Source organism: Halorhodospira abdelmalekii (assembly GCF_016583625.1).
GTDB classification, from domain to species: Bacteria; Pseudomonadota; Gammaproteobacteria; order Nitrococcales; family Halorhodospiraceae; genus Halorhodospira; species Halorhodospira abdelmalekii.
Window position 1 is genome coordinate 45,676 of sequence record NZ_NRRN01000020.1, and the last position, 6,490, is coordinate 52,165.

At 60.7% G+C, this 6,490-nt stretch carries 7 protein-coding genes, 5 tRNA genes and 1 rRNA gene; all 13 read right to left on the reverse strand.

The annotated features are described in order from the left end of the window. Positions 1–138: 138 nt before the first annotated feature. Positions 139–837, reverse strand: coding sequence for a 50S ribosomal protein L1 (rplA, locus tag CKO15_RS06630; protein WP_200193802.1), 699 nt, complete (start codon positions 835–837; stop codon positions 139–141). A gap of 3 nt (positions 838–840) precedes the next feature. Next, the gene (gene rplK / locus CKO15_RS06635; protein ID WP_200193804.1) at positions 841–1,272 is read right to left on the reverse strand and encodes a 50S ribosomal protein L11; all 432 of its coding nucleotides are present in this window, start codon (positions 1,270–1,272) and stop codon (positions 841–843) included. A gap of 133 nt (positions 1,273–1,405) precedes the next feature. Further along, complete coding sequence (nusG, locus tag CKO15_RS06640; RefSeq protein WP_200193806.1) at positions 1,406–1,939, reverse strand: transcription termination/antitermination protein NusG; 534 nt, start codon at positions 1,937–1,939, stop codon at positions 1,406–1,408. A 2-nt stretch (positions 1,940–1,941) separates the two neighbouring features. After that, a complete protein-coding gene (secE, locus tag CKO15_RS06645) occupies positions 1,942–2,319 on the reverse strand; it encodes a preprotein translocase subunit SecE (RefSeq protein WP_200193808.1) in 378 nt (125 codons plus the stop codon). Between the two features lie 58 nt (positions 2,320–2,377). Next, positions 2,378–2,453 (reverse strand) — tRNA-Trp (locus CKO15_RS06650). A gap of 116 nt (positions 2,454–2,569) precedes the next feature. Then, positions 2,570–3,760 (reverse strand): elongation factor Tu, encoded by a 1,191-nt coding sequence (gene tuf, locus CKO15_RS06655; RefSeq protein ID WP_200193787.1) that lies wholly within the window; start codon positions 3,758–3,760, stop codon positions 2,570–2,572. Between the two features lie 74 nt (positions 3,761–3,834). Next, a tRNA-Thr gene (locus CKO15_RS06660) sits at positions 3,835–3,910 on the reverse strand. A 53-nt stretch (positions 3,911–3,963) separates the two neighbouring features. Then, a tRNA-Gly gene (locus CKO15_RS06665) sits at positions 3,964–4,037 on the reverse strand. Positions 4,038–4,101: 64 nt separating this feature from the next. Next, positions 4,102–4,186, reverse strand: a tRNA-Tyr gene (locus CKO15_RS06670). A gap of 97 nt (positions 4,187–4,283) precedes the next feature. Next, positions 4,284–4,359 (reverse strand) — tRNA-Thr (locus CKO15_RS06675). After that, positions 4,350–5,228: a type III pantothenate kinase gene (locus CKO15_RS06680; protein ID WP_200193809.1), complete on the reverse strand. Its 879-nt coding sequence runs from the start codon at positions 5,226–5,228 to the stop codon at positions 4,350–4,352. Before CKO15_RS06680 ends, CKO15_RS06675 begins: the two co-directional genes overlap by 10 nt. Next, the gene (locus CKO15_RS06685; protein ID WP_200193811.1) at positions 5,225–6,244 is read right to left on the reverse strand and encodes a biotin--[acetyl-CoA-carboxylase] ligase; all 1,020 of its coding nucleotides are present in this window, start codon (positions 6,242–6,244) and stop codon (positions 5,225–5,227) included. The genes CKO15_RS06680 and CKO15_RS06685 overlap by 4 nt, the downstream gene beginning before the upstream one ends. Before the next feature lie 89 nt (positions 6,245–6,333). Beyond that, positions 6,334–6,450 (reverse strand): 5S ribosomal RNA (rrf, locus tag CKO15_RS06690). Between the last annotated feature and the right edge of the window lie 40 nt (positions 6,451–6,490).

The window sequence follows — 6,490 nt, forward strand, 5'->3', positions numbered from 1 at the left end:
CGCGACAGCCACAACCGGCCTCCCTGTCGGCCCAATATCCCCGATCCGGCTTCAATCCCGCCCTACTCTGTGACTGTCGGCAGAGCTAAAGGCACTCCGGATCGGACTTACACTCCTTTTCGTTGCCTCTTCGTCGACCTAACCTGTCTGCAAACTGCCTTGATCGACGCGCACCCCCGCGCCCATGGTCGAGGAGACCGTAATGTGCTTGAGATAGATTCCCTTGGAGGTGCTCGGCTTGAGCTTGTGCAGATCGGCAAGCAACGCCTGAAGGTTTTCCCGCAGGGCTGCAACCTCGAAGTTCGCCCGACCGATTGCGCAGTGGATCACACCACCACGATCCGTACGGTAGCGCACCTGTCCGGCCTTAGCGTTGCGCACAGCAGCGGCAACATCTGCGGCCACCGTTCCCGTCTTCGGGTTGGGCATCAAACCACGGGGACCCAGCACCGGACCCAAACGTCCGACCACTCCCATCGCATCAGGCGCTGCGATCACCACATCGTAGTTGAGTTCACCGCCCTGCATCCGCTCTGCCAGGTCATCCATACCGACGGCATCCGCCCCTTCACTGCTCGCCGCTTCGGCCTGTTCGCCCTGCGCGAAGACCGCAACTCGCACGCTCTTACCAGTGCCGTGAGGGAGCACTGTCGAACCACGCACGATCTGGTCCGACTTCCGCGGATCGACACCGAGTCCGACCGCAACATCGACACTCTCGACGAAACGCGCCGTCGCCAACTCCTTGACCAGCGTCAGGGCCTCATCGACCGAATAGTGCTGGGCGCGATCGACGCGCTCGCGGATCGTCCGTTGTCTTTTGCTCAGCTTCGCCATCGCTTAGACCCCCTCCACATCGATGCCCATACTGCGCGCAGTCCCAGCGATCGAGCGCACAGCACCATCCATGTCCGCCGCGTTGAGATCGGGCCACTTCGTGCGCGCGATCTCCTCAAGCTGTTCACGCTGCACGGTGCCAACCTTCTTCGTGTTCGGGGTCCCCGAACCACTCTTGACACCGATCGCCTTGAGCAGCAAGACCGGAGCTGGCGGGGTCTTGGTTACAAAAGTGAAACTGCGATCACTGTAGACGGTGATCACGACCGGCACCGGCAATCCGGCTTCCATCTCTTGGGTCTGGGCGTTGAACGCCTTACAGAACTCCATGATGTTAACGCCGTGTTGCCCCAATGCGGGCCCCACCGGAGGGCTGGGATTAGCCTGCCCTGCTGGCACTTGTAACTTAATGTAGGCTTCGATTTTCTTCGCCATCGAATCTAGCTCCTATCGCGGGTTCCGACGCCTATTAGGGCTCCCCGCTTCGACAACCCAAACACCGTGAGCACGGCCTCGGCTCACGGTGTCATAGCAAACTCGGCTACGCCAGGCTTGACTCCGCTGACGATTACGTCTTCTCGACTTGGCTGAACTCAAGCTCGACCGGCGTCGAACGCCCAAAGATCAAGACCGCAACGCGCAGACGACTCTTCTCGTAATTGACCTCTTCGACCGCTCCGTTGAAATCGGTAAAGGGCCCGTCGATCACCCGGACCACCTCGCCAACCTCAAAGAGCACTTTAGGCCGCGGCTTCTCCGCGCCTTCGCGCACCCGATTAAGAATCGCTTCCGCCTCCCGATCCGAGATCGGGGCTGGACGATCAGGGCGCCCGCCGATAAAGCCCATCACCCGCGGCACTTCTCTGACCAGGTGCCACGTCTCATCGTCGAGCTCCATCTGCACGAGGACATAACCGGGGAAAAACTTGCGCTCACTCTTGCGCTTTTGCCCCTCGCGCATTTCCACGACCTCTTCCGTGGGCACCAGGATTTCACCAAACTTCTCGCTCATCCCAGCGCGTCGAACACGCTCCTTCAAGGAGCGCTGCACCTGCTTCTCAAATCCCGAATAGGCGTGGATTACATACCAACGCAGCGCCATGCTCAGCCTCCGTGGCCGGTAATCATGCCCACCAACCAAAGCAGCAGCAGATCCATAAGCCACAGGAACACCGCCACAATGATGACGACGACAACGACCAACAGAGTCGTCTGCAATGTCTCTTGCCGCGTCGGCCAAACCACCTTGCGAAGCTCTTGCTTGGCGCCCTGCGTGAAGACCCATAAGGCCTTCCCTTGCGTTGTGGTCGCCAAAACGGTTGCAGCAAGTGCAACAGCTGCCAAGAGCCCACCGACCCGGTGCAACAGCGGCTGGTCACCGTACAAATAGAAGCCGGCCACACCCGCAACCATCAGGGCAACAGCCAATATCCACTTGACGACGTCGAAAGGAGAGGTCCGTGTTTCAGCGCTCGATTTCATGAACCCTGCTACCGAAGCGGTCCGGCGGGAGGCACCCCGCCGGACCGCGTCGAGAATTTGGCAGGCCAGGAGGGACTCGAACCCCCAACCTGCGGTTTTGGAGACCGCTGCTCTGCCAATTGAGCTACTGGCCTATTTCGATCATTGTACCTTCCCGGCTTCGCTACAGGAAAGCACCCCTAGCTACGCGCGACTTGCGCGCCACCCCTACCCCCCGGAAAGAAAAGGGCCAAGAGAGGCGCACTCGTCATTATTCGATGATTTTGGCGACGACGCCGGCGCCGACCGTGCGCCCGCCTTCGCGAATCGCAAAACGCAGCCCGTCTTCCATCGCAATCGGCGCAATCAGACGAACCTTCATCTTCACATTATCACCCGGCATCACCATCTCCGTACCCTCCGGCAACTCCACCGAACCGGTCACGTCCGTCGTACGGAAGTAAAACTGCGGGCGATACCCCTGGAAAAACGGCGTGTGACGCCCCCCTTCATCCTTGGAAAGAACGTACACCTCCGCCTCAAAGTGCGTATGCGGCGTGATCGACTTCGGCTGACACAACACCTGACCGCGCTCCACCTCGTCACGCTTCGTACCACGCAACAGCGCCCCAATGTTATCACCAGCCTCCCCCTGATCGAGAAGCTTGCGGAACATCTCCACGCCCGTACACGTCGTCTTGCGCGTCTCCGTCAGACCAACAATCTCAACCTCTTCGCCAACCTTGATCACACCACGCTCGACCCGGCCCGTCACCACCGTGCCTCGGCCCGAAATCGAGAAAACATCCTCAATCGGCATCAAAAACGGCTGATCCACCGCACGCTCCGGCTGCGGAATCGACTCGTCCATCGCCGCAACCAATCGCAAAATCGACGGCTGACCCATCTCCGAATCATCACCCTCCAGCGCCTTCAGCGCCGAACCCGTGATCACCGGAATGCTGTCCCCATCAAAATCATAATCACTCAAAAGCTCCCGGACCTCCATCTCCACCAGCTCCAGAAGCTCCGCATCGTCTACCATGTCCGCCTTGTTCAAAAAGACCACAATCGCCGGCACACCCACCTGACGCGCCAACAAAATGTGCTCCCGCGTCTGCGGCATCGGACCGTCCGCCGCCGAAACCACCAGCACCGCACCGTCCATCTGCGCCGCACCCGTGATCATGTTCTTCACATAGTCAGCGTGACCCGGACAGTCAACGTGCGCATAGTGACGCTGCTCCGACTCATACTCCACGTGCGCCGTCGCAATCGTAATCCCACGCGCGCGCTCCTCCGGCGCATTGTCAATCTGATCAAAGGCTCGCGCCTCACCCCCGTACGCGCCCGATAACACCTTCGTCAGCGCCGCCGTCAGCGTCGTCTTCCCGTGGTCCACGTGACCGATAGTGCCCACGTTCACGTGAGGCTTCTTACGCTCGAACTTCTCCTTGGACATGGACGGCTCTCCCCGTTATGACTGGCAAACGCGACACTGCCCGGGGCGGCAGACCCTGCGGGCAATCGAAAACATGGAGCCCATAACCGGACTCGAACCGGTGACCTCTTCCTTACCAAGGAAGTGCTCTACCTGCTGAGCTATATGGGCGCAGCGTCTCTACACAACAAAGGCAACCCTACGGTCAGCGCGTCCTTCCAGCTTGGAGCGGGTGATGGGAATCGAACCCACGTCATCAGCTTGGAAGGCTGAGGTTCTACCACTGAACTACACCCGCCAGGTCAAAGCGCTGCCTACCTAAGCCGCCCCCCTCGCCCATGGGCGAGGGATCGTATCGTATCTGGTGGAGGGGGTAGGATTCGAACCTACGAAGGCTAAGCCAGCAGATTTACAGTCTGCCCCCGTTGGCCGCTTGGGTACCCCTCCAATTCAGGACGCATAATTCTGCAGGTCCTGACCGAGACTGTCAACACCCCCGAGGCAATCCCCGAGAGGTATGGCCCCACGTCAGCGACTGAGAAGATGGAGCTGGCGACAGGACTCGAACCTGCGACCCGCTGCTTACAAGGCAGCCGCTCTACCAACTGAGCTACGCCAGCCAACGACCCTGTCCATGGTAATCGGCCGGGCGAAGCGGCGCAACGCCGGCAGCACGTGCCACCCCCTCAAGCACCAAACCACCACGTACCTCCCAAGCGTGCTGCAAATGATTGCGCAGTGCCGGAAGATCGCCTCCGGTGGCCAAATAGCGAAACACCGGAGGGGACTTAGCGTGCCCCTCTCGTACCCCCTTGATGCACTGCTCGGTTACCTCATTGATTGCCGCGGCCAACCCCCAGCAGAGCCCCCCAGCGATGGCATCAACCGTATTATCCGCCGGCAGCACCTCTTCCCAGCCCACCTGCAGGACGTCGCGATCCTGGACCAGCGCGACAGCGGCCTCACCTAAGCCCCGTTGCAAGGCCCGGACTCCAGGAAAAATAGCACCTCCATGATGCTGTCCAGCGCCGTCGAGCAGATCCACGGTCACCGCACTCCCTACGTCCAAGACGATGGCCCCCGCCGGTGCTACCGCTCGTGCCGCAATCAAAGCCGCCCATCTGTCGGCACCGAGCTGGCTCGCTGCCTCATAACCATTGATCACCCCATATGCCTCGCGAACGGGTTCAATCCACTCTACCCGCTGAGTCCTCAATGAGGGACCTCCAGCCTGCGGGCGAACCGCCGTTGCTAAACCGCGCAACGCCTCCTGCACGCCTGCCTCGACGCAGAGCCGGTGCTCGCGAGGGGCCACGCACACACCGACGACGTGCACGGCTTGCGTAGTGTGGTGTAGTGGCAATCGCGCACGGAGCTGATCGCGAATCACGCTGACTTCGTAGGGACATCGCCCCCCATAGACGAGACCATCATCAAGGGTATAGGCCCATTTCACGGCACTGTTACCAAGATCAAGCAAAACGATCACAAACCGCTCCGAAGTCGCACCTCGGCGCTGGAAAAGCGCTCCAAACCCCTCTCACCGCGCAATAACAAACGCCCCTGCATATCGATGCCAGCAGCTACGCCGACGACATCACCCCCAGGCGCCGAGACCCGCACCATTTCACCTTGAAGTGCATCAAAATCGGCCCACTCTGCCAACAGCCCACCCAGTCGGGCTTCCACCGCTGCTTGCAGAGCGTGCGCGATCGCCTGGCTGACCACGACGCCCAAACGGTTTCGCCCAACCCCTCGCACCGCCACCGCAGGCCACGGCGACACAACGCCTACGCCGCCATCCCGGTACGACATCGGCACGATGGCGTAGCCGGGAGCAGCGGGCCGTTCGCGAGGGGCAGCGAAGCAATTCAGTCCAACCCCCACCACGACCCGACACCCTCCCCGCGGATCACCCCGTAATTCAGCCAAGATACCAGCCACCTTGCTACCTTCGAGCAGAATATCGTTCGGCCACTTCAAGCTAACCGGAAGACCCTCCCGCCGCAACGCCTTAACCAGGGCGACCGCAACCGCCACTCCCAGAGCGTGCAGCGGTGCAGTCAGAGGACCAAGATCAGCCACTAGCGACAGATAGAGCCCCCCCAAAGGGGAGCTCCAGGCACGCCCAGCCCGCCCCCTGCCTGCAATCTGGCACTCGCCTAAGACCAGCCCCGGTTTGCCGGGCACTATCAGCCTGTGCGCCATTGCCAGCTCATTGGTTGAGGCTGGGCGAAAAAAAATCTTAATGTTTTCAAGAGGAACCACGCCGCACTCAGCAATCTGAAGCGCATCCAACGGCTCATACCCTGCGGAGAGACGATATCCGCCACCGCCAGTTGCCGTTTTCACGGCCAATCCGCGTTGCCGCAACCCGGCCACCGCACGGTAGAGGGTCGCGCGCGCGCAGCGGCACTCGGCAATTAGCCGAGCCCTACTGTGCCACTCACCGTCGGCGAGCTGCCCCAGCAGACGCCCAAGAACACACCCACGCAACTGTTCCATGACCGCTTCCGTTCTAGCCTCAATGTCGCTTTACACCACCAAAAAAAAACCCCCACAGTCGTTTTGACTGTGGGGGTTTGGTATAAGGCGCCTGGCGATGACCTACTTTCGCACGACAGTTCGGCCGCACTATCATCGGCGCAGAGTGGTTTCACTTCCGAGTTCGGCATGGGGTCGGGTGGTTCCCACTCGCTATGTTCGCCAGGCAAAAAAGAGGGCAGCCGCGCTGGGGGGGGGGATACAAGG

Excerpts from the sequence above, each read along its gene's own strand:
- rplA (WP_200193802.1), bottom strand. The coding sequence starts at position 837 with ATGGCGAAGCTGAGCAAAAGACAACGGACGATCCGCGAGCGCGTCGAT.
- rplK (WP_200193804.1), bottom strand. The coding sequence starts at position 1,272 with ATGGCGAAGAAAATCGAAGCCTACATTAAGTTACAAGTGCCAGCAGGG.
- nusG (WP_200193806.1), bottom strand. The coding sequence starts at position 1,939 with ATGGCGCTGCGTTGGTATGTAATCCACGCCTATTCGGGATTTGAGAAG.
- secE (WP_200193808.1), bottom strand. The coding sequence starts at position 2,319 with ATGAAATCGAGCGCTGAAACACGGACCTCTCCTTTCGACGTCGTCAAG.
- tuf (WP_200193787.1), bottom strand. The coding sequence starts at position 3,760 with ATGTCCAAGGAGAAGTTCGAGCGTAAGAAGCCTCACGTGAACGTGGGC.
- CKO15_RS06685 (WP_200193811.1), bottom strand. The coding sequence starts at position 6,244 with ATGGAACAGTTGCGTGGGTGTGTTCTTGGGCGTCTGCTGGGGCAGCTC.